This window comes from Chryseobacterium sp. POE27 (genome assembly GCF_039727685.1).
Taxonomy (GTDB): Bacteria; Bacteroidota; Bacteroidia; order Flavobacteriales; family Weeksellaceae; genus Chryseobacterium.
The window spans coordinates 3,275,825-3,300,801 of sequence record NZ_CP152475.1 but is presented as its reverse complement, the minus strand read 5'-3'; the positions used below and the strand labels follow the sequence as shown (position 1 = coordinate 3,300,801).

Sequence of the window (24,977 nt, the reverse complement as noted above, 5' to 3'; positions counted from 1 at the left end):
ACCAGAGTGAAAAAAAACAATATCCTATTTACGAGAAAAAAGGAATCTAAAGTACAGTTGTTTTCCATTTATTCTATATTTCCGTCAGGGCAAAATAGTTTATCTTTGTCGTTCTGTTGTGATGATTTTTTGGCAATCAGATGAAGAGATGACAACAGAAATGGTTTAAATATTTTGTAGTTAATAAATAATTGACAGTCATTATTTTATTGTCTTTTTTTGCTACTTTTATGGTAAATTAAAAATGATAACAAAACTTAAATGAGAAGATTGGTTTGGGGTTTGTTGCTATTGAGTTCATGGCAACTTTCCGCTCAGGAACTTTATATGCCCAGAAATATTAAAAAAGCATATGAAAACGGAACACGCGATTTGTCGGGCGCTCCAGGGAAAAATTACTGGCAGAATAAAGGAATTTATAATGTAGACGTAAAAGTAGACGCCACTACAAAAATGGTTTCGGGGAAAGAAACTATTCTTTATACCAATAACAGCCCTAACAGTCTTAACGAACTGGCCATCCGATTTGTAAATAATTTACATAAACCTCAGTCTCCGAGATCAGGAATGGTTTCCAAAGATTTTCTATCGTCCGGATTACATATCAAATCATTTGTGGTAAATGGTGAAAAATATAACGTCAACAGTGAAAATTGGGGAACTGTTGAAAAGGTAAAATTGCATTCAGCTTTAAAATCTAAAACGAAAGCGGAAATAAAAATAGAATGGGAATACCCACTCTCGGTACAAAGCGGAAGAGAGGGACAGATTGATCCGGAAACCTTCTATGTGGCCTATTCTTTTCCAAGGATTTCTGTGTATGATGATTACAATGGCTGGGATATGCTTCCTCATTCCGACAGGCAGGAATTTTATAATGATTTTAATGATTACAGCTTTGCCATCACTGCTCCCAAAAACTATGTAGTCTGGGCAACAGGAGATTTCCTGAACCCTGAAGTAGTTCTTCAGCCTTTATATTTAAAAAAATACAAATCTTCATTAAAAAGCGACAAGATAATTCATGTCGCTACTGAGCATGAAATGAAATCCGGTAAAGTTACCAAGCAGAATAAATGGAATGTCTGGAAATTTAAAGCCAGCCACATTACGGATTTCTGCTTTGCATTAAGCAATCATTACGCGTGGGATGCATCCAGTGTTCAGCTAAAAACAAAAAGAGCCAGCGTACAGGCCGCTTACAAAGCCGATGCAAAGGATTTTGAACATTATGTAGAATGGATGCGCTACAACCTGGATTGGTTTTCAAAAAACTGGCCGGGCGTGGAATATCCTTATAATGTAATGACAGCCGTTCAGGGATACGCAGATATGGAATACCCCATGATGATCAACGACACCAGTATTCCTGATGATTTTCAGGATGCAAGGTTAACGGCGGATCACGAAATTGCACATACTTATTTCCCTTTTTATATGGGAATTAACGAAACCCGATATGCTTTCATGGATGAAGGCTGGGCAACTACGCTGGAATATCTCATCGGAATTGATGAGAACGGCGAGGCAAAGGCTAAAGAGTTTTATAAAAATTTCAGGGTAAAAAGATGGATCAACGATCCTTCTGCAGAACAGGATCAACCGCTCATTACAATGAGTACGCAGGTAAGTGGTGCGGGATATGGCAACAACTCTTATGTAAAAGCATCTTTATCTTATTTAGCTTTGAAAGATTATCTCGGAGACGATCTGTTTAAAAAAGCACTTCATCATTATATGAACAACTGGAACGGGAAACATCCAATTCCGTGGGACTATTTTTATTCGATGAATACCGGTTCTGGGAAAAACCTCAACTGGTTCTTCAACAACTGGTTTTACACCAATAATTATATTGATCTTAAAGCTGCAGGAGCCAGCCAGGCAAATAATCTTCTTACCGTAAACATCAGCAATATCGGCGGCTTTGCCATTCCTTTTGATGCAGAAATAAAGTATGATGACGAAACGGTTGAAAAACTGCACTTCTCACCTTCTGTATGGGAAAAAGACCAGAAACAGACCATGCTGACGATTCCCATCACAAAGAAAGTAAAATCTGTGAATATCGACGGTGGCATCTTTATGGATTACACACCCGAAGACAATCAGAAAATGCTTTAAAATACAACCGGCTGTTTCAGATTGAAACAGCCGGTTTTTTTATAAAAATTAATGAAAAGATTAGTATAGTCTCAATCCTGATCTTGCACCTGAAGATGCTACAACAGACTGCATTCTTGTTTTTTGCCCGGATGAGAACATAAACATCGCCGCATCGTCCACATAATCCATATAATTCATGAACATAACGGATCTCTGTACACCACCGCAGGTATTATACAAAGGATAACTCGGTGTTCCGTAATTAGGCCCCGTCTGCGTAGGTGTATCTGAAACAAGGTCGTTTCCACAGTTGGCATCTCCCCAGATATGTCTCAGATTCAGGTAATGCCCTACTTCGTGTGTCGCAGTTCTTCCTTTGTTAAACGGAGCTGAGGCGCCGGTTTTTCCGAAATAAGAAGCGGCGATTACGACACCGTCATTCCATAATCCTGAAGATTCCGGGAAAGTGGCATAGCCTAAGATCTGTCCCATATTTCCAACCACCCAAATATTAAGATAATTGGAAGGGCTTGTAGCATCAATACCTCCGCTTGAAGATTTTTTCATTGCATCATTGGTACTCCAGCTTGTTTTGGTTGTCGATTTTCTTACCGTATTGGCCAGTCTGAATCTTACTTTTACATCGCCAGCTTTTAAGCTTTGAAATGCTGTCGGAATATTGGCAGCATCACTGTTTGTACCTCCGTAATCTGCATTCAGTACAGCAATCTGCTCGGCAATACGGGAAGCAGAAATATTTTCTGAAGAAGTTCTGTAGAGAACATTTACCACAACAGGGATTTCAACAGTTCCGTCAGAAAGTACTTTACCGAGCTTAAGATCATTTACAAATTTTTCAGTTTTAGTTTCAAGCTCAGAATATCTCTGTCTGAGTTCAGGGCTACTCTGAAGGGCGATTTTCCTGATTTCTTCAGACGGACAGCCTCTTTTCAAAGCAGATCCTCCTAAATTTTCTGTGTTGTTTGATGACTCTTCAGTTTGGTTGTTAATGTTGTCACTGTTACAGGACAAGAAGCTCAACATGAGAACTCCGAATAGTAGTTTTTTCATAAAAGGAATATTTTGTTACAAAAATGAAATTATAAAATTTGGAGTTCACACACAAGTATTTCACCAAAATGTTATTTATTTTTATTATTCAATCAATAACATTTTTTAATTTACACTGATTATAAAACACTTTTAAACCGCTATCAATATATATTATTAAATGATTTTAAACATTCATTAAAACCTAACTTAAACAGCAAAACCGTTTTTAATCGCAAATACCGCCAATCCCACACGCGTTTTGAGATCCAGTTTGTCGCAAAGCTGATCTCTGTAACTTTCTACTGTTCTCGGACTGCAGCACATTTTATCTGCGATTTCTTTATAGCTAAGCTCAGTGACCGTGTACTTCAAAAATTCTTTTTCACGCTCCGAAATCCTGATATTGCCGGCAGATTCATCGTTATTCATCGTAGAGAAAATAATTTTTGACGCCCAGTCCGGATAGAAAAATCCGTCGGTATTAAGCTTGATTAAAGCATTTTCCAGTTCCTGAGGGTGCGTATTTTTCAGTAAATATCCTTTCGCACCGTTTTTAATCATTTTAATAACACTTTTGTCATCACCCTGCATGCTCAATGCCATCACTTTGATTTTTGGGTGGTTTTCTCTGAGCCACAGCACAGTTTCAAATCCGTCCATAATCGGCATACTGATATCGAGTAAAATAATATCCGGAATCCTGTTGTTATTTTCAAGTTTCTGAATCAGATCTTTACCGTTTTCAGCAACATAAATCACTTCAAAATCTTTAAAGTTACCGATGATTCCTTCCAATGCTTTTGCAATAAGAATATGATCGTCTACAATAACTATCGTTTTTTTCATGGCTGTTTTTTTAAAATAATGTTGAGTGTTGTTCCTAAATTTTCTCCGCTTTCGAGTCTGAAATCGGCTCCGATAATTTCGGCTCTGTTTTTCATGTTGGTAAGACCGATGCCGTTTGACTTAACATCTGAAGGATCGAATCCAATACCGTCATCTTTAATATTCAGTTCCCAAAGTACTTTTTCCGAAGTGTTAAGATTAATGAAAATATTCTTGCAATTGGCATGCTTCATACTGTTCTGAATAAATTCCTGAGTAATTCTCAATAAAACATTTTTATGCACAAACCCTAAATCCAGCTGTTGAAAATTATGCTTAAAATCAACATGACACTTTTGAAAAGCGTTGGTATTATCTACCTCTTCCTGTATTAAAGTTACAATTTCCTTTTGATTAATGTTGTCATCGGTCAACGTTTTCGACAGGCTCCTCAGATCGTGCAGTGTCTGATTGATAATCTGCGAAACCTGTTCGATTCTTTCAATCACTTCAGGAACTTTATTTTCGTATAAAAGCTGTTGCGTGTAAAGGCTGACAAGGGTAAGCTTTTGTCCTATGTTATCATGAAGTTCGCGCCCGATCTGCTGCATGGTAACCTGCTGTATTTCCAGCTGGGTAGCCAGAAGCTCACGTTGATGGATCTCGTTTTTTATCTCAATTTCATTCAGATATTCTTTCTTTCGCTGTCTGTATTTTCGGATGTAAACCATTACAGCTGCTACAAACAACGCGAAAAACATGTTGAATAGCATAATTGTGATCAGGAGTTCTGTTTTCCCCATATGAATGAAATTGAAAATAATACATACATAGTGATTCCTGAAATCAGGAAATAATTAAAATAAATATTCCATAGCTCCGGATATTTGCTTAATAAATTAAAAAATGTCCAGAATGGCAACGTTCCGATATAAAATAAGGTGACTCCAAGATTAATGTAAAACATTTTATTTTTATTAAAATGTAAAATATCCGAAGAATTAATCTGTCTGTAATATTCCATTATCACAAGCACCATAAGAATAAGGCAGCCAAATGTATAATTGAACGAAAAAATTATTTTTCCAGCTTCAAAAAAATATTCATTGGGAATAAAGGAAAGCAAATAAAGAACAGACAAAATATAAAATAATTTAGGCCTTTTAAATGTTTTTGAAGCATATAGCCAATAGAGAAATAAAAATTCAATGGGAATAACAAAATAATTAAAAAATTTTGGCTTGCTATATTCTATCAGATTGCCACCCCATTTCCCAAACACTTCACTTAAAAACATGAGTATTAAATAAATGGAAAAGTACTTCCAGTAAGAATCCTTTGCATTCCTATAAAATATAATAGAAATAATGGCGGCCAGCCCTTCAGTCCAGATTAAAGATTGCTGTAGTACTTCTTGAAATTCACTCATTGTGCCTGTTCGTATAAATATAAATTTCTATCCTAAAACAATTGTGTTATTTTTGTTGCAGGAGGGGATAATGTACCATGGTTCTGGCAAATAAACTCAAGATCCGTATCTGAATCCTTTCCAAAAGTCCTCGCATTCACACCATTCCGGTTCATGTCTAAAGGATTGAAATCATAATTACCCACTTCGCCGTTTTCTTCCATTCTTTTAATCGTAGGAATCATCACCAGCGTATGCATTTGTGCACATTCTATCCCAATTGGCGTACCAGCCATGATATCCCAGTTTTCAGCATTCGGATAAGCAGCATAATAAAACCTGATGCCGAGATCTTCTGTGGTAACATCAGGATTATTTGCGATCGTTTCAGTTTCAATTTCGGAAATAAATCTCTTCAATGTTGCGAGATCAAACTGGATGGAATCTGCATCTTCAATCCCCATTGTTTCTTTTACAGAAAGCAGCTGGTTTGTTCTGTAGTTATTCACCAGAGTCTGGATAAGATCAGTCGTCATCATGCTTAAAGGCTGTTTAAGCCCTTGCGCTTCAGTTTCTAGCTTAGCTTTTGGTTTCATAATGTTAGTTTTTAATAAATGTTAGTTTTGATATGCTAATTTCGTAAAAAATCCTTTTGCTATGACACGGTTTTTTCCTGATTATTTATGGGGTTTTTACGGATTGTAAAATTGAATTAAATCTTCAGAGTACTTATAAACAAAAAAATAAGTGCCGCAGAAATCATCTACAGCACTTACTTACAAAAATAATATATATGAAAAAACTACTTATAAATCTGTTGGCCTGAATACCAATCCTGTCTCTTCAAAATAATCCAGGGTGATACGGTCGCCATCGTTCACCTTGCCTGCAAGGATCTCTCTGGAAAGTCTGTTCAGAACCTCCTGCTGAATCACTCTTTTCAAAGGTCTTGCCCCGAAAACCGGGTCGTAACCTTTATTGGTCAGATAATCCAAAGCATCTTGTGTTGCAGTCATAATGATGTTTCGTTTTGCCAGCATATCATTGAAACTTCTCAACTGATACTGAACGATTTTTCCAATTTCTTTTTTTCTTAAAGGCTGGAACAACACTGTTTCATCAATTCTGTTTAAGAATTCCGGACGCAAAGTCTGTTTCAACAAATCGAAAACCTGAATTTTCGTTTTCTCAACAATTTCATCCTGGTTTTCTTCCGTAATATTCTCAAAATTCTCCTGAATGATATGAGACCCCAAATTGGAAGTCATAATGATGATCGAGTTTTTAAAATTCACGACTCTACCTTTGTTATCCGTCAAACGACCGTCGTCCAAAACCTGCAACAATGTATTGAAAACATCAGGATGCGCTTTTTCAATCTCATCTAAAAGCACTACAGAATACGGTCTTCTCCTCACCGCTTCCGTCAGTTGTCCGCCTTCATCATAACCCACATATCCGGGAGGCGCACCTACCAATCTTGAAACACTGTGACGTTCCTGATACTCACTCATATCAATTCTTGTCATATTGTTCTCATCATCGAATAGAAACTCTGCCAGCGCTTTGGCCAGCTCGGTTTTCCCGACTCCGGTTGTCCCTAAGAATAAGAACGAACCAATGGGTTTTTTATCATCACTCAATCCTGCCCTGTTTCTTCGGATCGCATCCGCAACGGCTGTGATGGCTTCATCCTGACCCACAACCCGGTGATGAAGCTCAGTTTCAAGATTTAATAATTTTTCTCTTTCCGACTGCAACAATTTTGTAACAGGAATTCCCGTCCACTTAGCAATTACCTCAGAAATATTTTCAGAAGTTACTTCCTCTTTAATCAACTCATTCTGATGATTCTGCATTTCAATTTCAAGCTTGGAAAGCTCTTCCTCTTTTTCACGAAGTTTTCCGTACTGGATTTCAGCTACTTTAGCATAATCTCCGGCTCTTGAAGCTCTTTCGGCCTCTAATTTCAGAGATTCTATTTCCTTCTTTATATTCGTTAAATCTTCCGATTTTTGTTTTTCTTTCAGCCATTTGGCATTGATCTCGTTTCTCTGTTCAGAAATTTTCGCAATATCTTCTTTTAAATGGTCGATTTTAGTCTGGTTTCCTTCTCTTGAAATGGCCGCCAATTCAATTTCCAGCTGCATTAATTTTCTGTCTAAAACATCCAGTTCCTCAGGTTTTGAATTGATCTCCATTCTCAGTTTAGCCGAAGCCTCATCAATCAAATCAATCGCTTTATCCGGTAAAAATCTGTCGGAGATATATCGCTGAGACATTTCCACCGCCGCGATAATCGCCTCATCTTTGATTCTTACTTTATGGTGGGCTTCATATTTATCTTTAATTCCACGAAGAATGGAGATTGCGGATTCCGTATCCGGTTCTTCCACCATCACTTTCTGGAAACGTCTTTCTAATGCCTTATCTTTTTCAAAATATTTCTGATATTCATTTAAAGTGGTTGCACCGATCGCTCTTAGCTCACCTCTTGCCAGGGCCGGTTTTAATATATTGGCAGCATCCATCGCACCTTCACCGCCTCCGGCTCCTACCAAGGTGTGGATTTCGTCGATGAACAAAATGATCTGCCCATCCGATTTAATGACTTCATTCACCACCGATTTCAAACGCTCTTCAAATTCTCCTTTGTATTTTGCACCGGCGATCAATGCTCCCATATCCAATGAATACAAAGTTTTATCCATCAGATTTTCAGGAATATCTCCGCTGATAATTCTGTGCGCGATTCCTTCTGCGATGGCGGTTTTACCCACGCCCGGCTCACCAATCAGGATCGGATTATTTTTTGTTCTTCTCGAAAGAATTTGCAAAACCCTTCTGATCTCTTCATCACGGCCGATTACAGGATCAAGTTTCCCTTCCGCAGCCAGCTCATTAAAGTTTTTAGCATATTTATTTAAGGACTGATACGTTTCTTCCGAGCTTGCAGAAGTCGCCTTGCTTCCTTTTCTTAATTCTTTAATTCCGCCTTCCAGAAGGTTTTTCGTAACGCCCATATCTTTCAGCATTTTCGAAACTTCTGAATTGGTTTCTAACAATGAAAGCCACAAATGCTCGATTGTTACATATTCGTCGCCCATTTTTTTGGCAATGTTTGGCGCATCAAGCAAAACTTTATTGGCCGATTGGGAAAGATAAATGTTTCCTCCCTGCACTTTTGGAAGTTTTTCTAAGTTCTCCCGGTTGCGCTCTCTTAATAAAGTGGCATCTGCCTCAGATTTTTTCAGTAAGAAAGGCGAAATATTTTCATCCACCTGAAAAATACCTTCAAGAAGATGTTGCGGCTCAATACTTTGGTTGCCAAATTCCATAGCTACCTGTTGTGCGGCCTGGATGGCTTCCTGCGATTTTACGGTATATTGGTTTAAATTCATATTATTTATTTGATTATTGTTGGTTTATAGTTAATAGATTATCATCAAAATTTATACAATTCTCAGTTTTAAAATGATGATTTTTGTTATTAAAAAACATTAAGACCAAAGTTGCTAAGTCTAATCTTAATGTCTTATCAATCATTTAATTCGAGAACTATATCACAAAAAGTATTCAATTATTGAATTTTCAAAAAATACAGACAAATTTTCCGAAATATTCATTATTAACAATACTTACAAAGACAAATTTTCCGATTATGAGGGGTATTGAATAAAATTTATCGGAAGAAGAGTCATAGTCGGAAACAAGTACGAAAAGCAATAATCATCTAAAATTATGAGCCAGTTTAAATTTTATCTAATAATTTTATGGACTTATAATTAATGTGCTTTATCCAAATAAACAAAGTTTATTCTTAACATTAAGAAATTCAGTTTATTAAGTGGGAAAAATTAAGAAATCAATCGATTGATTTAAATTAAGTTAATTAAGAAATTATACCTTAATTCTTAATATTGAAAATATATTTAGAATTTGGACAGGCTCTAAGACATCACTCAGTTTTACTTAACGCAAAGATTTATATAATTTATGCATAATGAGAGGAAGCAAAGAAAGGATCAGCAAGCTGATTTGATCAAGCTTACACATTATCCACGCTTAATCGGCGGCTTTGCCGTCTTACTTCGCTTCCTTAAAAATATATGGAATGATGATCAAACTTTGCGTTAATACTATGAATTTTAAGATGAACTTCGCTTTTAGCTTAATGTTTTAAATGAATTTTATTTGAGTTTATTCTGAATCAACTCAATCGGCGTTAAGAGTCCCTAATCCCAAAATCAGAATCCAAAAATCAGAATATTACAATCAAAATAATTACTTTTGCGTTTTACCTGATGGAACTTAAAGAAAAACAAAAGAAAATACTGGATGTTGCCGTAGAACTTTTCAAGGAAAAAGGCTATATGGGAAGCTCTGTGCGGGATCTGGCCACAAGACTGAACATCAAAGCCGCTTCACTATACGCACACATCCGTTCTAAAGAGGAGATCCTGGAATGGATCTGTTTCGGTATTGCCCGGGAATTTTTCGACGAGCTTCAGGCAGTAAAAAATACAGATATCGCTCCTAGAGAAAAACTAAACCTATTTATTGAAAAACATTTATCCGTAGTTCTTCAGAACCGCGATGTTACCCATATTTATTCCAACGAATGGAAGCACCTGGAAGAGCGACTTCTCGAGTTTGTAGAACTGAGGAAGAACTACCAGCAGGAAGTAGAACAGCTGATTTCGGATATCTATAGAGCTGAGCAGTGGGAGCTTCGTTCACCATCATTTACCACACGTTTTATCCTTCACACGCTGAACAATTCTTATTTCTGGTTCAAGAGAAACACAGAATCTACCACGGAAATTACGGATGAGATCAGAGATAAAATCCTGTTTGGTCTTTTGGGAAAGCATAAAAAGTAACGGAGCCTTTTATCATTACGACAAAAAGCTCCATTTTATTTTAGCTTACATTTAAATTGGTATCTTTTCTAAAACTGCAAATCTGCGAGAACAGGAAAATGATCTGATGGGTACAGCAGGTTTTCCCTTCTGTCATTGATATGCCTGTGAGATTTAATCTTAAATCCTTTCACGAAAATATAATCAATTCTTTCTTTGGGAACCTCATTCACATTGAAACCGGTGAAAGTGCCTTTCGGCCCGTAATGTTTGGTTTCAGAATGATAGAAGCTGTCCTGCATATTCTGCGACATGATTTTAATAGGTTCGGAATCTTCCGTTAAATTAAAATCGCCGCTCACTGTTACCGGTAAATTTTTAGGATTCAGTTCTTTGACCTTTTTTAAGATGAGTTCTGAAGATTTTACCCTGGCTACGTTTCCGATATGATCGAAATGAAGATTCATGGCTATAAATTGCTTATTCGATTTTTTGTCCTTAAAAACAGCATAGGTACAGATTCTGTTCAATGCGGCATCCCATCCTTTAGAAGGTTTTTCGGGTGTTTCGGAAAGCCAGAATGTTCCTGATTTCAGCACCTGAAGCCTGTCGGTATCATAGAAAATAGCAGAAAATTCTCCTTTTTCTTTACCGTCGTCTCTTCCTACTCCTACATAATCATAGTTTTTCAATCCGTTTTTAATGTCCTTCATCTGCTCCGGCAATGCCTCCTGAACGCCGAAATAATCCGGGTGGTAATACATAAGAAGATCTGCAACATCCTGTTTTCTGTTCGTCCAGGAATTCTCTTTATCCGAATCTACATTCAGACGGATATTGAAACTCATTACTTTAAGATCCTGCGAGAACCCTAGGGCAAACATCATAAGGCATACGATTGAAAGTCTGAAATTCATATTCATATATATTTTAATTAGTTCACACAAAAGTAAGGCTTATCATGAATACAACACTCAGTTTGAACTTAATTTAAAATAAAAAACTCCGGTATTTCCGGAGTTTGATGATGAAGTAATTTTTTAATTTCTCTTTACGGCTTAGCATCTGCTGAATTCCAGGTATTATTTGTACTGTTGATATCAGGGAGCTGTGAGGCCGGATCAAGCTTTACCTGATCTATTTCTTTTGTCGAATCAATACTGAATGTCCATTCGGTGTTTCTTTTCCAGACTTCGATCGGCAGCTTCACCGTTTGCTCCGTTCCGTCTTTAAACTTTACCTGGACGGTAGTCGGCATCGGCAGTTGCCCGATATTCTCAACGGTGATCTGTGCTCCGTTTTTAAAGTCACCGTTTACGTACTTCACATTTTTTACAGCCTGATCAATTTTCCATTTATTCATAAACCATCCTCTCCAGAACCAGTTCAGCTCTTCCCCTGAAACATTTTCCATCGTGTGGAAAAAATCCCATGGTGTAGGATGCTTAAAAGCCCAGCGGTCTATATATGTTCTGAAAGCTTTATCAAACTTTTCGGGTCCGAGAACAGATTCCCTTAACACCTGTAACCCGAGTCCCGGTTTAAAGTAAGCCAAAACACCGATGCTGCTTTCCTTCATATTATCGGCTCCTACCATGATCGGCTCAAAGCGATCGTTCATCAAGAAGCCACCCATCTGGGCAACATTTTTCCTATAGTAGTATTCCCCTTTATTGAAAGCCTCCGTAGACAGTTCGTTGATGAATGTATTAAAGCCTTCATCCATCCAGGCAAACAGTCTTTCGTTGGAGCCCACGATCATCGGGAACCAGTTGTGTCCGAATTCATGGTCGGTTACCCCCCAAAGTTCTGAGCCTTTAGAATTCATATGGCAGAATACGATTCCGGGATACTCCATACCGCCTTCATTTCCGGCTACGTTGGTGGCGGCAGGATAGGTATAGGGATACCATTTTGCAGAATAATGTTCAATGGCAGCTTTTGTGTACTCTGTAGATCTTCCCCAGGCTTTTTCTCCGGCACTTTCTACGGGATAGGCAGAAATAGCGAGTGATTTCTTACCGTCCGGAAGATTGATTCTGGCGGCATCCAGCATAAAAGCAGGGGAAGATGCCCAGGCAAAATCTCTTGCCTGTCTGATTTTAAATTTCCAGGTTTTCGTTCCGGTTTGCTGGTTTTTACCAACCTCGGATTCGGGGCGGATCATAACGGTTTTATCGCTGCTCTTTGCCTGCTCCCATCGGCTGTTTTCTTCTTTGGTATAGACTTCTTTAGCATTCAGCAGTTCTCCGGATGCCACTACGTAATGACTGGCAGGCACTGTAATATTAGCTGTAATATCCCCATATTCAAGATAAAACTCCGAAGCTCCCAGATAGGGCAACGTATTCCATCCCAACACATCATCGTAAACGCACATTCTCGGATACCATTGCGCCACGGTAAAAACTTTCCCGTTTTTGGTATCCTCAATTCCCATTCTGTCGGATCCGTATTTAGGGGAAAGGAAAGAATATTCTATGGTTATTTTGGCAACACCTCCCCGGGCTTTCAGTTCCGAAGGAAGGTCGATCTGCATTCTGGTATCGGTAATGGTATATTTCACGGCTTTACCGTCAAGCTTTACCGATTTTATATGATATCCGCCTTCAAACTCTTCACCATGAGAGCCATTCCTACTTCCGGACATAGGAATTAATGCATTCCCCCTTGAATCTTTTTCAAATAAATTCTGGTCAAGCTGCAGCCACAGGAAGCCCAATCTGTCGGGGCTGTTGTTGGTATAGGTAATTTCTGCCGTGCCGGCAATCTCGTTTTTAGCCTCGTTAAGACTTACATTAAGATGGTAATCTGCAGAGTTTTGCCAGTAGGCATGCCCGGGCTGGCCGCTGGCCGATCTTGTTTCGGTACCTGTCTGGGTGTAAAAGAATGGCTTGAAAGCTTCTACGTAATCATATTTTGGGGCTTCCTGCGCAAGTGCTGAATGTGAAAAAAACATCACGGCAAGAGCAGAAACGAGAGTTTGAAACTTGCTGTTCATAATTAATTTTTGTTTCACCAAGGTAACAAAAAAATAATACATTTTTGAGGTATGTTAGCAATGACTATTTTACCCTCCGCAGCTTCTGAATTGTGACATCAGGTAACTCACCGTGTTTAGCTTTTAGAAGGTATCTTAGCCGAAAACCAAAGACATTGCACTCAATTATTTAGTCTGCAATACCCAACAGCTTCCTTTTCTCTGAAACTCTTTATTGATGCGCTTTCCTGAGGGACGGAAGAACATCACAAAAAAAAGTAGTCTAGATTAGACTACTTTTTTCATCTACAAATGTAAACAAATTCTCTTTACTTCCAAACACTAAGATATTGTTTTCTAATTTCTTGCTTTTTTGCATCATAAATCTGTTCATTACAATTTTTGACACAAAACAGTCGGAATTTTACACCCGTTTTTCACCTGTTTTTCACGATGTTTTTATAGTGGTTAGCTCCTTATGTAAAAAAAGTAGTCTAATCTAGACTACTTTTTACCAAAAATGAGACTACAAATGATATTTCCCTCTAAAGCCCTCTCCCTCAAACGCTTTTGCGTGGTATTGCTGTGCTTTTTTGTGGTCTTGGTATCATCATTGTTGAGCGCTCAAACTTTTGTATCCTCTGATTCTGTAGTCTTTGTATCCGAAGACTCGTATTTGTATGTAGAATCTCCAATATATATTTCCCGTCAAAACTTTAGAAAAGACTCTTTTAAAAAGTGGTCTAAAACCATTATCAAAACATCTTCTTCCACAGTTTCTCATAATAAGTCCATAAGTAGCCCAACGGAGAATACTTGTTATAAAAGCTGTCCAAAAGGCAAACATACCTTTGGACTCATTTTCAATTCTTCTTCAACGGCTGTTATCGGAAGTTCTTCTCCGGTAAAGCTTCAGCAAAAAACAATATCATCCTCCTTTTTTCTATCTGTAAGCGCAAGAAGGGATCAAGAAAAAGATATTCATATTACTTCTCATCATTTTCACCTTACACCTATTACGATTAATCATTTCGGCCGTCCTCCACCTGTACTCCAATCATAAGGCACAAGAGTTTTTTTGACACATAAGTCACATAAGAAGCAAGGTTACAACTTTGAAAACAAAAAGAACACATCAGTTTTTGAAAATCTTTGATTTTCCTTTGCAACAAATGGTCATTCACTATCCATCCCGTTTGTCATCCCGTAGGGATCTCAGCAAAGAAAATCACACAACATTTGTGAAATTAGTGTTCAACCAGCAGTGTCATTCGTGTTTCGTCAATTCGAGTGTTTTTTCGTAACAAGGTGAAGAAAAAATGTATCGGGAATGACATTTATTCTCAAACTCACAAACTTCTCGATATGATTTCTTCAAAATCTACTCGAAGTGACGAGCATGTCGAAGCTATTATTGAGTCGGAGGGTTTGAGAGTGGGAGCGTTTTAGGGTTGGAGGGGAAATAGTGGCTTCGAGTCACCTCAGCCACCAGGACTCTCCCACACTCAAACTCTAAAACCCTCCAACTCTAAAAACTCTGCGAGCTCCTATAAGTGAAACGCCTTTGTGAAACTAAAAAGCACATCATAGATAAAAAAAATCTTAGCGCACTTCGTGTTCAAATAACAAAGTCATCAAAAAGTACAAACAACAAACATAAATACAAAACAATGAAACAATTAACTACAACCGCTGTTCTGCTCATCAGCATGACAACGTTCGCTCAAGTGGGGATCAATAATACTTCTCCAAAAGCCACCCTTGACATTACCGCCAAAACCAACGGAACCAAACCTGAAGGATTGATTATCCCTCAGTTAACCGGCGATCAGATCCGTACAGCCACCACAGCTACACCTACACCGGTGTACGGATCAAACTAGAAAGGCCTCATCGTATATGCATCTACCGCTGATTCTGCTCCCGCAGGGGCAACTGCCAATATTACCGCTCCGGGATATTATTATTTCGATGGGAGTGTATGGCAGAAAATGAATGGTGCAGCAGTGACAGATGCCACTACAACTGCTAAGGGAATTATGCAACTGGCAGGAGATTTAGCAGGAACAGCAACATCTCCAACCGTAGCAAAGATCCAAAGTAAGGCAGTATCTTCAACAGCTCCGACAAACGGTCAGATATTGAAATACAATACCACTACAAGTGCTTGGGAACCTGCCGCAGATATTGATACCAATACCACCTACACCGCAGGTAGTGGAATGACTCTTACAGGGACTTCGTTCTCAGCGAACGATGCTACTACAACGAGTAAAGGAATTGTGCAGCTGGCAGGAGACTTAGCAGGAACCGCCGCATCGCCAAGTATTGCCACCGGTGCCGTGACTTCCACTAAAATAGCAGACGGTACAGTAGCCAATGCAGATCTTGCTTCAGGAACAGGAGGTATTTACAATGGAAACGGCAATTTATCAGGCAATACAACGGTAACTCAAGGAGACAAAACACTAGCTTTTACTTCTACAGCAAGTTCAGGAACCAGCCATTTTACGGTAGATGGGACTACATTAAATGTAGATGCAGTAAATAATAGGGTGGGAATTGGAACTTCATCTCCTTCAACCAAGTTAGATATTAATTCTTCGACTTCAGGTGCCGTTAAGATAGTAGACGGCACACAAGGCACAAGTAAAGTACTTACCTCGGATGCAAATGGTGTGGCTACATGGAGTTTTTCTGGAGTACGTACAGTGAGAGTAGCAGCAACCGGAGCAAGGAATACTTCGGGTACTTATTCATTAACTTCAGGTGGAGTAATTGTATATACAATTGAGAATTTAGATGTTGATAATGCATATAATTCTACAACTGGTGTATTTACCGCCCCAAGAGATGGCTACTATACATTTGAGGTTGCTACTTATTTATCATCAAGTAATACAACTGCTACAAATGCCTACGTTGATTTGGAGTGGAGTGCAAATACGTTGGGTTCGTACGAGTTAGGACGAGTTTGGGAAGGTTCTTCCACTGCTGCCGGGGCGTGGTTTCTTAAACAAGGAACCAATACTATGTTTTTAGCTGCAGGTCAGACAATAAAAATAGTCTTTTTTCAAGGAGGCACTAGTCCTAGAATAGATACCTCTATTAGTAGTTGGCCTAATACTTTTGGTCTAAACAGACTAGTAATAACTTATTAATACGATAGACCCTATGTCGCTGATTTGCAATCCGTGATTTACATAAACCCAACCCTCACAGATTTTCAAATCCTGTGAGGGTTTAATAACAACAATTCAATACCTCAACAATTAAAAATAAAAGAATGTCCAATATATTACATAAAATAAAAGCTTATTTATACGATAATGTTTTAACCAAAGACAATCCCAATGATTTCACGGCAAGAACCATCAGCGAGCGAAGCCTCAATGTCAAAAGAATCTGCCAGTCGGCAGTAAGCCGAGGAGGTGCAGATATCTCCGCCGCTTCGATGGAGCATGCCACAGAGCTGTTCCTTCAGGAAATGGCGTACCAGCTTTGTGATGGGTATTCCATTAATACCGGGTACTTCACGGCAAGTACTACTATTCGCGGGGTATTCGATAGCCCTTCAGAGAAGTTTAACAAAGATAAACACAGTATTATTTTCCAGTTCAACCAGGGAGAAAAGCTACGAGCAGAGATCCCCAATATTGGAGTCGACATCCTTGGCCTGGCAGAAGCTTCTTCTGTCATCCTACAGGTGACGGATGTGAAGAGCGGCTCGGTCAACGACCTGCTTACTCCCGGTAAAAACCTGAAAATCGTGGGCAGTAAGATTAAAATCATGGGCGATGATCCTATGCGGGGCGTGTATTTTGTCAATACGGCTACCCAATCCAGAACATTGGTGGAAGCGTTTGATATTGTCGTCAACAATCCTTCGGAGCTTATCGTGGTCATTCCCGCATTACCTGCCGGAAGCTATATCCTGGAAGTATTGACCCAATACACGGAAGGTAGCCTTCTGAAGCAAACCAGAACGGCTTCTCTGGATAAATTGCTGACGGTAGAATAGCCATCATTGTACAGCCTTTCCAGATCGGTTGATGCCACAGGCACGAGTGGGTGAGTCCCACAGCCTCGGATCGGTTAGTGCCACAGGTACGTGTGGGATGGTGGCACAGGCGGGAGGTGATTCTGATGTTTTGAAGAAAGGGGATTATTATTGGTTTTTTGACTCCGGCTTGGGTAGTAGAACTCCCGACCGGAGTTTTTTTTGTGGGAGGGTTTTTGAGTTTTAGGGTGAGAGCGTTTTAGAGTATCTGGGTATGGGAGTTTCTACAGAACGACAAAAGGTTGTCGGCTGGCGGACCCCTGAGGCTCTCGAAGGGTTGCGTACACTGGAAGGAACTGGTGGCTTCGAGAACCTCGGCCACCATTGAATAGAGACCACCATTTCCCTCGTAATAGCAACCCGAAATTTCACCGTAAGAAAAGAGTAGGAAAAATTCCCCTCCCTTGGAGGGGTGGCGAAAATTCAGAGAATTTTTGACGGGGTGGTTCAAGGAGAGTAACTGGTTTAATAAAAAAAAATGGCGGCTTCGATTTCCTCAGCCACCATTTAGAAAGTTTTATCTCAGATTAATTCGATTTCTTTGCTTTAATCATGGCTTCCAAAGCATCCCACATCTCCTGCGGAATATCTTCCAGCATATTGAATTCTCCGGCGCCCTGCAGCCATTCTCCCCCATCGATGGTCACAACTTCACCATTCATATACGCGGAATAATCGGAAACGAGGTATGCCGCAAGATTGGCCAGCTCCTGATGCTCTCCTACTCTTCTCAACGGAACTTTTTTTCTCATATCGAACTTCTCCTGCAAATCTCCCGGAAGTAACCTGTCCCAAGCCCCTTTGGTAGGGAACGGTCCCGGTGCAATGGCATTGAAACGGATTCCATATTTAGCCCATTCTACTGCCAGAGATCTTGTCATAGCCAGCACACCAGCTTTTGCACAAGCGGATGGAACGACGTAAGCAGAACCCGTCCACGCATAAGTGGTAACGATATTCAGCACCGTACCCGGAGTTTTAGAGTCGATCCAGTGTTTTCCGATGGAAAGAGTACAGTTTTTAGTTCCCTTCAATACGATATCCAGAATAGAATCAAAAGCGGAATGCGTTAATCTTTCCGTTGGAGAAATGAAATTCCCCGCTGCATTATTTAATAAGATATCTATTCTTCCGAATTCTTTTAAAGTGGCTTCTTTCATAGCTTCTACCTCATCCCAGTTTCGTACATCGCAGGCCACGCAAAGCACTTTACCTCCGGTTTCCTCTTCCAGCTCTTTGGCTGTTCCCTGTAATTTCTCCAGATTCCTGGAAGTGATAACTACTTTTGCGCCTAATTGAAGGAAATATCGGGTCATGGCCTTACCGAGACCGCTTCCGCCACCGGTAACGATGGCTACTTTATCTTTCAGGGCATCTTCGCGCAACATGGGCTGTGTATATAGATTCATAATTTTATTGTTTCAGTAAATTTAAGATTTTAAGTTATTCGATGCGTTATAAATAATATGCTAGCAATAAGAGGTCGTGATTAGTATAGCCATAATAATATCTGTTTATTACATTTTAAATTTAACTAAATTTACGTTCCCACAAAAAATATGTATTCATGAAAAAGCCGCAAGCTTCTTTTTTTCTATTTCTTTTGCTTTTCAGCGTATATGGTAAAGCCCAACAATTTGAAAAACTGATTCAGTATGTGAATCCTCTGATCGGAACGGAAAAGATGGGGCATACTTATCCCGGAGCAACGGCACCCTTTGGAGCGATACAGCTAAGCCCGGAAACCGATACGATCTCTTATGCCCTGAACGGCAAATACAATGGAGAGGTGTACAAATATTGCGCGGGATACCGCTATGAGGACAAAACCATTGTAGGCTTCAGCTCGACACACTTCAGCGGTACAGGGCATTCTGATCTGGGAGATTTCTTAATCATGCCGACGGTGGGAATATTACAACTGAATCCGGGAACTGCAACTCATCCTGAAAGTGGCTACAGAAGTCGATTTTCGCATCAAAACGAAAAGGCAGAAGCCGGATATTATAAAGCAAGACTGGATGACCACAATATTTTGGCAGAACTTACCGCAACAACCAGAGTGGGCATTCACCGTTATACATTTCCAAAATCTGATCAGGCACATATCATTCTTGATCTGATGGCCGGCATTTATAATTACGACGGTAAAAACGTATGGACCTACGTTCGCGTGGAAAATGGAAACACCGTAACAGGTTACCGACAGACCAACGGATGGGCGAGAACGAGAACGGTTTATTTTGCTATGACGTTTTCAAAGCCTTTCAAATCATACGGGCAGAAGAATTACGACGGTAAACAAGTGTACAACGGATTCTGGAGAAAGTTTGACCAAACCAAAAACTTCCCTGAAATCGCCGGAAAGAATCTGAAAATGTATTTTGACTTCGATACTGCCGAAAATGAAGCCATTGAAGTGAAGCTGGCTATTTCACCAGTCAGCCAAGCCAACGCCTTGGAAAACTTAGAGAAAGAAACCGGCAATTTGTCTTTTAACCAGATCAGAGCACAAACCCAAGAAAATTGGGATAAAGAATTAAATAAAATCGTCATAAAAAGCTCTGAAACAGAGAAAACCAATTTTTATACAGCCTTATATCACACGTTTATTAATCCTACCGTGTATATGGATATAAATGGAGAATATAAAGGATTAGATCAAAACATTCACAAAGCAGAAAACTTTACCAATTACACCACTTTTTCGCTTTGGGATACCTATCGGGCGCTTCATCCTTTCTTTAACATCATCCAACCTAAAAGAAATGGTGATATGGTACAATCGATGATGGCTCACTACGATCAGTTTTCGATGAAAATGCTGCCGATCTGGTCGCATTATGCCAACGACAACTGGTGTATGAGCGGCTATCACAGTGTAAGTGTGGTGGCTGATGCAATCATTAAAGGAAATTACTCCGGCAATGCGAGAAAAGCGTTGATGGCCTGTGTAGAAACAGCCAACAAAAGAGATTACGAAGGAATCGGGCAGTATATTGATCTGGGTTATATTCCTGCAGAGAAAAACGGCACCTCAGTATCCAATACGCTGGAATATGCTTATGACGACTGGGCCATTGCTCAACTGGCAAAGCATCTCGGGGAAACGGAAATTTACAATCAATTCAGCAAACGGTCTGAAAACTGGAAAAACAACTTCGACCAGTCGACCGGATTTATGCGTCCCCGCCTGGCAGATGGCAGCTTTAAAAAAGATTTTAATGCATTAAGCACCCACGGACAAGGCTTCATTGAAGGAAACTCCTGGAATTACAGTTTCTTCGTTCCGCAAAACCCGACGGAACTCATTCAACTCATGGGTGGGAAGAAAAAGTTTGCCTCGAAACTGGATGAACTGTTTACCATGCATCTGCCCGACGAGTTTTTTGCAGATACGGAAGACATTACCCGAGAAGGAATTATCGGCGGCTATGTTCATGGAAATGAGCCTGCACATCATGTGGCTTATCTTTACAACTGGGCGGGACAGCCCTGGAAAACCCAGGCACAAATCAGGAGAATTTTAGAGATGCAATACAAAGCTACGCCCGATGGATTAGGTGGAAATGATGATGCAGGACAAATGAGTGCATGGTACATCTTAAGCTCACTTGGCTTTTATCCTGTTGCTCCCGGTTCAGAGGATTATGCCATAGGAAGCCCGGCAGTAAATCATGCGGTATTGAATTTAGAAAACGGAAAGACATTTACCATTGAAGCCATCAATCAAAGCACGAAGAATGTGTATGTACAGAAGATTCTTTTGAATGGTAAGGAGATTAAAAACTTTACGTTAAAGCATTCTGATATTATGAATGGCGGAAAATTGAGTTTTTATATGAGTGCTAAGCCAAGAAAGTAATCTTGTATATGAATTTTAATCTTACTTAATTTTTCACAGATGATTCTGTTGTACTTTTGTCATTCTGAATGAAGCAAAAGCGGAATGAAGAATCTACTTATAATTTTATCTCCCGCTGATTTTGCAGATAACGCAGATTATTATAATGTTAAAACTTTTTTATTTAACCGCAAAAGCCACAAAAGATTTCAGCGTGTTTAGATATTCAAAAGGTTACAAAATTTTTCATTCTGCTTTTTTGAACTTTTGCCAATCTAAATGTTTTCCCGATTTTTCTTTTGTAACTTTTGCTGTTAAATCCAATATCAGTTAACATTATATTATAACTTCCGTAATTTGCATACGACAATCAGCGTTTTGCATACATCCGGTTTTGAATTTCTGCAGAATTTTGTATCAATAAAAATCAACAATATGAAACTGAAACAGGTAAAATTAGGAAGTCAGGGCTTAACAGTTCCCAATATCGGTTTGGGATGTATGGGAATGACCGGTTTTGGCGATGCAGATATGTACGGTAAAACCGATGAGAAAGAAGCCATCGCCACCATTCACCGTTCTTTGGAGCTGGGTGGAAATTTTCTTGACACTGCCGATTTGTACGGCCCCTTCAAGAATGAACAATTGATTGCCAAAGCCATTGAGGGCAATCGCGATCAGTATATCATCGCCACCAAATTCGGATGGGAAATTGATGATAATGACCAGGTAACCTGGAAGATCAACGGAACGAAAGACTATGTAAAAAAATCTGTAGAACGCTCATTGAAAAACTTAAAAACAGATTATATCGATCTTTATTACATGCACCGTCTTGACAAGAACACCCCTGTCGAGGAAACCGTAGGGGCAATGAGTGAGTTGGTAAAAGAAGGCAAAATCGGGTATATCGGTTTGTCGGAAGTGTCTTCTGAAACAGTGAAAAAAGCCCATGCCGTTCACCCCATTTCTGCGGTACAAAGTGAGTATTCTCTTTTTGAAAGAACCGTTGAAGAAAAAGGAGTTATTAAAACATTGAATGAATTAGGAATTGGTTTTGTAGCCTACTCTCCTTTAGGAAGAGGCTTCTTATCCGGACAGATCCGCACAATTGATGATCTTCCGGAAAATGATTTCAGAAGAGGAATTCCCCGTTTTCAGGAACAGCATTTTTATAAAAATATCGAGCTGGTGAACGCGATTGAAAACCTGGCTAAAGAAAAGAATATAACCTCATCTCAACTGGCTTTGGCATGGATTATCAGCAAAGGGATTCTTCCTATCCCCGGAACGAAGCGCAGAAAATATTTGGAACAAAATATTGAAGCCGCAAATATTCAACTGAGTGAGTCTGAAATTCAGCAGCTGGAAAGTATTGTTCCACTGGGAACGGATACGGGAGCTACCTATGACGAATTTGGAATGGGATTGCTGGATTATTAATTTGTAATTTTAACTGTTTAAATTATTCTACAGTTTGTCATTCTGAACATAGACTGAAGGTCTACGAATGTAGTTCAGAAATGTAGTGAAGAATCTCCCCCTTATTTATTTGTGAGGTTCTTTCTTCGTCAGAATGACAGACTGCTAGATTTATAAACGCAGTAATGTCGCGTCCCGGCTTGAACGGAGCTCTTTTTGTGGAGCGAAGCGGAACAAAAAAGCGGGAGTGGAAGACGGAAAAAGGCGCCCAAATTATCATTAAAAAGGTTTAAAAGCTATGAACACAATAAAATCTATTTCGGCATTTCATAAATTGCTTTCTCTGCCGGAACCGAAGCATCCTATGGTAAGTATAATCAATCTTTATGAAAGTATTTTTATTGAAGATAAAGTGTGGGATGGTTTTGTAAGCAAGCATTATTGTGTCGCTCTGAAACGCAATGCGAAGGGAAAAATAAAATACGGACAGCAGCATTATGATTATGATAAAGGTGTCCTGAGCTTTACAGCACCTAACCAGGTTCAGTATCTGGATCTGAAGACGATGGATTGCGAAAATACAGGCTACCTGTTGGTTTTTCATGAAGATTTTCTATTGAAACATCCTTTGGCAAAAACTATTTCTTCTTATGGTTTTTTCTCATATGCCGTGAATGAAGCTTTGCATTTGTCTGAAGATGAAGAGAATGATCTGCTTGAAATCATGTATAAAATTGATAAGGAATGTCAGCATATCGACCATCATACCCAGGAAATTATCCTGTCGCAGATTGAATTGCTGTTGAATTATTCTAAACGCTTCTACGAAAGGCAGTTTATTACCCGAAAAAGTGGCAGTCATCAGCTTTTAGCAAAATTTGAATCTTTCCTGAATGATTATTTTGATAGAGAATCATCTGAAAAAGGTTTATTAACCGTTCATCAAATTGCAGAGGTAATGAATCTTTCCCCGAATTATTTGAGTGACCTTCTGAGAGTTCATACCGGGCAAAATACCCAGCAGCACATTCACGAAAAGCTGATCAGCAAAGCAAAAGAGAAGCTTTCAACAACAGAGCTTTCGGTAAGTGAGATTGCTTACGAACTGGGGTTTGAGCATTCGCAGTCGTTCAGTACGCTGTTCAAAAAGAAAACGAATATGTCGCCGTTGGAATTCAGGCAGTCTTTTAATTAATAGCCTTCTAATTCTTTCCCACAGATTTTTCTCAGATCTTCACAGATGATTGCGTAAAAATTTACTTCATTTGTTAATCTGTAAGAGATGATATGTTCGGTTAAATTTAATCTTGATAATTTTAAAAAGCATCTTCTCTGATGTTTCTTTTATGTGTTTTGCCCCATTCTGAGAGTGAAATAATTACAGATTTGAGCGTTCGGCTGTAATCGGTCGAAATATATTCTACTACCACAGGCGTCTGTTCTGCATGGACTACCCTTTTTACAAAGCCGTTCAGCTCTAAATCTTTCAGCTCGTTCGACAAAACTCTCGCAGAAATTCCGGGAATCAGTCTCTGTAATTCGTTAAACCGAATATTACCCATTTCCTGAAGTACGATAATGATCTTCAGTTTCCATTTTCCTGAAATCACATACAATGCATCTTCTACCGCAGCAAGATTCTCGCTACAGGTAACCTTACATGCATTTTTACAAATCTGATCCTGATTTTCCATACGTTTAAAGATTATAACTAACAAAAAGGTTACTACTAACCTTTTGTTCACTACTTACTTTTCATAAGCAAATGTACATAATTTTGCTGAAGAAATTTTAATATTCAAACAATGAAAAATGTACTTCATATTATTTCAAGTCCGAGAACGAACGGTTCGGCGAGCAGAACATTAGGAAATGCCATCGAGGTAAAATTGCAGGAAGCATATCCTGAGCATACCATAACGACATTAGATCTGTTAAAAAATCCGTTCCCTCATTTGGGTGAAGAACAGGTAGATTCCTGGTTCATTCCTGCAAAGAGCAGAACTCCTGAACAAAATGCAGCCGTACAACGCTCTGATGATGCGATTGCGCAATTACATGCTTCAGATGTTATTATTATCTCTGTTCCGATCTATAATTTTGGAATTCCTTCTGCCTTGAAAGCCTATATTGATCATATTGCACGCGGCGGAATGACTTTCCGTTATTCAGAAAATGGTTTTGAAGGATTGGTAAAAAACAAAAAAAGCTTATATCGCGGTGGCCAGCGGTTCCATTTTTTCAGAAGGTGATTATCAATCATATGATTTTGTAGTTCCTTATCTGAAAAGCGTTTTAGGATTCATCGGGATTACGGATATTAGTGTTTTCCGCGCAGAAGGCCTTGGACTTCCTGTTGTGCAGGATACCGCATTAAGCAAAGGAATTGAAAGTATTGTCATTGCTTAACTTAAATC

Annotated in this window: 21 protein-coding genes; 11 read left to right on the top strand and 10 right to left on the bottom strand. The window is 39.2% G+C overall.

Annotated features, from left to right (window positions below):
* The first annotated feature begins 261 nt into the window (after positions 1-261).
* The gene (locus tag AAHI02_RS15725; RefSeq protein WP_346984051.1) at positions 262-2,124 is read left to right on the top strand and encodes a M1 family metallopeptidase; all 1,863 of its coding nucleotides are present in this window, start codon (positions 262-264) and stop codon (positions 2,122-2,124) included.
* Between the two features lie 60 nt (positions 2,125-2,184).
* On the opposite strand, the gene AAHI02_RS15720 is transcribed toward AAHI02_RS15725, so the two are convergent.
* From AAHI02_RS15720 to clpB, 6 genes are all read right to left on the bottom strand, one after another.
* Positions 2,185-3,177, bottom strand: a complete 993-nt coding sequence (locus AAHI02_RS15720) for a zinc metalloprotease (protein ID WP_346984050.1) — start codon at positions 3,175-3,177, stop codon at positions 2,185-2,187.
* 189 nt (positions 3,178-3,366) lie between these two features.
* The gene (locus AAHI02_RS15715; RefSeq protein ID WP_346984049.1) at positions 3,367-4,005 is read right to left on the bottom strand and encodes a response regulator transcription factor; all 639 of its coding nucleotides are present in this window, start codon (positions 4,003-4,005) and stop codon (positions 3,367-3,369) included.
* On the bottom strand, positions 4,002-4,787 hold the full coding sequence (locus tag AAHI02_RS15710) for an ATP-binding protein (protein ID WP_346984048.1): 786 nt from the start codon (positions 4,785-4,787) through the stop codon (positions 4,002-4,004). Before AAHI02_RS15710 ends, AAHI02_RS15715 begins: the two co-directional genes overlap by 4 nt.
* A complete protein-coding gene (locus tag AAHI02_RS15705) occupies positions 4,766-5,413 on the bottom strand; it encodes a hypothetical protein (protein ID WP_346984047.1) in 648 nt (215 codons plus the stop codon). Before AAHI02_RS15705 ends, AAHI02_RS15710 begins: the two co-directional genes overlap by 22 nt.
* Positions 5,414-5,445: 32 nt before the next feature.
* On the bottom strand, positions 5,446-5,988 hold the full coding sequence (locus AAHI02_RS15700) for a hypothetical protein (protein ID WP_346984046.1): 543 nt from the start codon (positions 5,986-5,988) through the stop codon (positions 5,446-5,448).
* A gap of 210 nt (positions 5,989-6,198) precedes the next feature.
* The gene (clpB, locus tag AAHI02_RS15695; protein WP_346984045.1) at positions 6,199-8,793 is read right to left on the bottom strand and encodes an ATP-dependent chaperone ClpB; all 2,595 of its coding nucleotides are present in this window, start codon (positions 8,791-8,793) and stop codon (positions 6,199-6,201) included.
* A 903-nt stretch (positions 8,794-9,696) separates the two neighbouring features.
* Here clpB and AAHI02_RS15690 point away from each other — a divergent pair.
* Positions 9,697-10,275, top strand: coding sequence for a TetR/AcrR family transcriptional regulator (locus AAHI02_RS15690; RefSeq protein ID WP_346984044.1), 579 nt, complete (start codon positions 9,697-9,699; stop codon positions 10,273-10,275).
* A 68-nt stretch (positions 10,276-10,343) separates the two neighbouring features.
* On the opposite strand, the gene AAHI02_RS15685 is transcribed toward AAHI02_RS15690, so the two are convergent.
* Both AAHI02_RS15685 and AAHI02_RS15680 read right to left on the bottom strand, forming a co-directional pair.
* Positions 10,344-11,171, bottom strand: coding sequence for an endonuclease/exonuclease/phosphatase family protein (locus AAHI02_RS15685; protein WP_346984043.1), 828 nt, complete (start codon positions 11,169-11,171; stop codon positions 10,344-10,346).
* Positions 11,172-11,305: 134 nt separating this feature from the next.
* Positions 11,306-13,255: a M1 family metallopeptidase gene (locus AAHI02_RS15680; RefSeq protein ID WP_346984042.1), complete on the bottom strand. Its 1,950-nt coding sequence runs from the start codon at positions 13,253-13,255 to the stop codon at positions 11,306-11,308.
* Between the two features lie 511 nt (positions 13,256-13,766).
* Between AAHI02_RS15680 and AAHI02_RS15675 the strand changes: the two genes are divergently transcribed.
* The 4 genes from AAHI02_RS15675 (at position 13,767) to AAHI02_RS15660 (ending at position 17,255) form a co-directional block, all read left to right on the top strand.
* The gene (locus AAHI02_RS15675) at positions 13,767-14,297 is read left to right on the top strand and encodes a hypothetical protein (protein ID WP_346984041.1); all 531 of its coding nucleotides are present in this window, start codon (positions 13,767-13,769) and stop codon (positions 14,295-14,297) included.
* Positions 14,298-14,904: 607 nt separating this feature from the next.
* Positions 14,905-15,117, top strand: coding sequence for a hypothetical protein (locus tag AAHI02_RS15670; RefSeq protein WP_346984040.1), 213 nt, complete (start codon positions 14,905-14,907; stop codon positions 15,115-15,117).
* A gap of 108 nt (positions 15,118-15,225) precedes the next feature.
* A complete protein-coding gene (locus tag AAHI02_RS15665) occupies positions 15,226-16,395 on the top strand; it encodes a hypothetical protein (RefSeq protein WP_346984039.1) in 1,170 nt (389 codons plus the stop codon).
* 125 nt (positions 16,396-16,520) lie between these two features.
* On the top strand, positions 16,521-17,255 hold the full coding sequence (locus AAHI02_RS15660; RefSeq protein ID WP_346984038.1) for a DNA-binding domain-containing protein: 735 nt from the start codon (positions 16,521-16,523) through the stop codon (positions 17,253-17,255).
* 566 nt (positions 17,256-17,821) lie between these two features.
* Here the strand turns inward: AAHI02_RS15660 and AAHI02_RS15655 are convergent.
* A complete protein-coding gene (locus tag AAHI02_RS15655) occupies positions 17,822-18,703 on the bottom strand; it encodes an SDR family oxidoreductase (RefSeq protein WP_346984037.1) in 882 nt (293 codons plus the stop codon).
* A gap of 158 nt (positions 18,704-18,861) precedes the next feature.
* Between AAHI02_RS15655 and AAHI02_RS15650 the strand changes: the two genes are divergently transcribed.
* The 3 genes from AAHI02_RS15650 to AAHI02_RS15640 all read left to right on the top strand — a co-directional run bounded on the left by AAHI02_RS15650 (position 18,862) and on the right by AAHI02_RS15640 (position 23,755).
* Positions 18,862-21,159 (top strand): GH92 family glycosyl hydrolase, encoded by a 2,298-nt coding sequence (locus AAHI02_RS15650; protein WP_346984036.1) that lies wholly within the window; start codon positions 18,862-18,864, stop codon positions 21,157-21,159.
* A gap of 414 nt (positions 21,160-21,573) precedes the next feature.
* The gene (locus tag AAHI02_RS15645; RefSeq protein ID WP_346984035.1) at positions 21,574-22,581 is read left to right on the top strand and encodes an aldo/keto reductase; all 1,008 of its coding nucleotides are present in this window, start codon (positions 21,574-21,576) and stop codon (positions 22,579-22,581) included.
* A gap of 277 nt (positions 22,582-22,858) precedes the next feature.
* Positions 22,859-23,755: a helix-turn-helix transcriptional regulator gene (locus AAHI02_RS15640; protein WP_346984034.1), complete on the top strand. Its 897-nt coding sequence runs from the start codon at positions 22,859-22,861 to the stop codon at positions 23,753-23,755.
* Positions 23,756-23,876: 121 nt separating this feature from the next.
* Here the strand turns inward: AAHI02_RS15640 and AAHI02_RS15635 are convergent, their stop codons facing one another.
* A complete protein-coding gene (locus AAHI02_RS15635) occupies positions 23,877-24,254 on the bottom strand; it encodes a helix-turn-helix domain-containing protein (protein WP_346984033.1) in 378 nt (125 codons plus the stop codon).
* Between the two features lie 111 nt (positions 24,255-24,365).
* Here AAHI02_RS15635 and AAHI02_RS15630 point away from each other — a divergent pair, with 111 nt between their 5' ends.
* Both AAHI02_RS15630 and AAHI02_RS15625 read left to right on the top strand, forming a co-directional pair.
* A complete protein-coding gene (locus tag AAHI02_RS15630) occupies positions 24,366-24,812 on the top strand; it encodes an NAD(P)H-dependent oxidoreductase (RefSeq protein ID WP_346984032.1) in 447 nt (148 codons plus the stop codon).
* The gene (locus tag AAHI02_RS15625) at positions 24,781-24,969 is read left to right on the top strand and encodes an NAD(P)H-dependent oxidoreductase (RefSeq protein WP_346984031.1); all 189 of its coding nucleotides are present in this window, start codon (positions 24,781-24,783) and stop codon (positions 24,967-24,969) included. Before AAHI02_RS15630 ends, AAHI02_RS15625 begins: the two co-directional genes overlap by 32 nt.
* Positions 24,970-24,977: the final 8 nt, after the last annotated feature.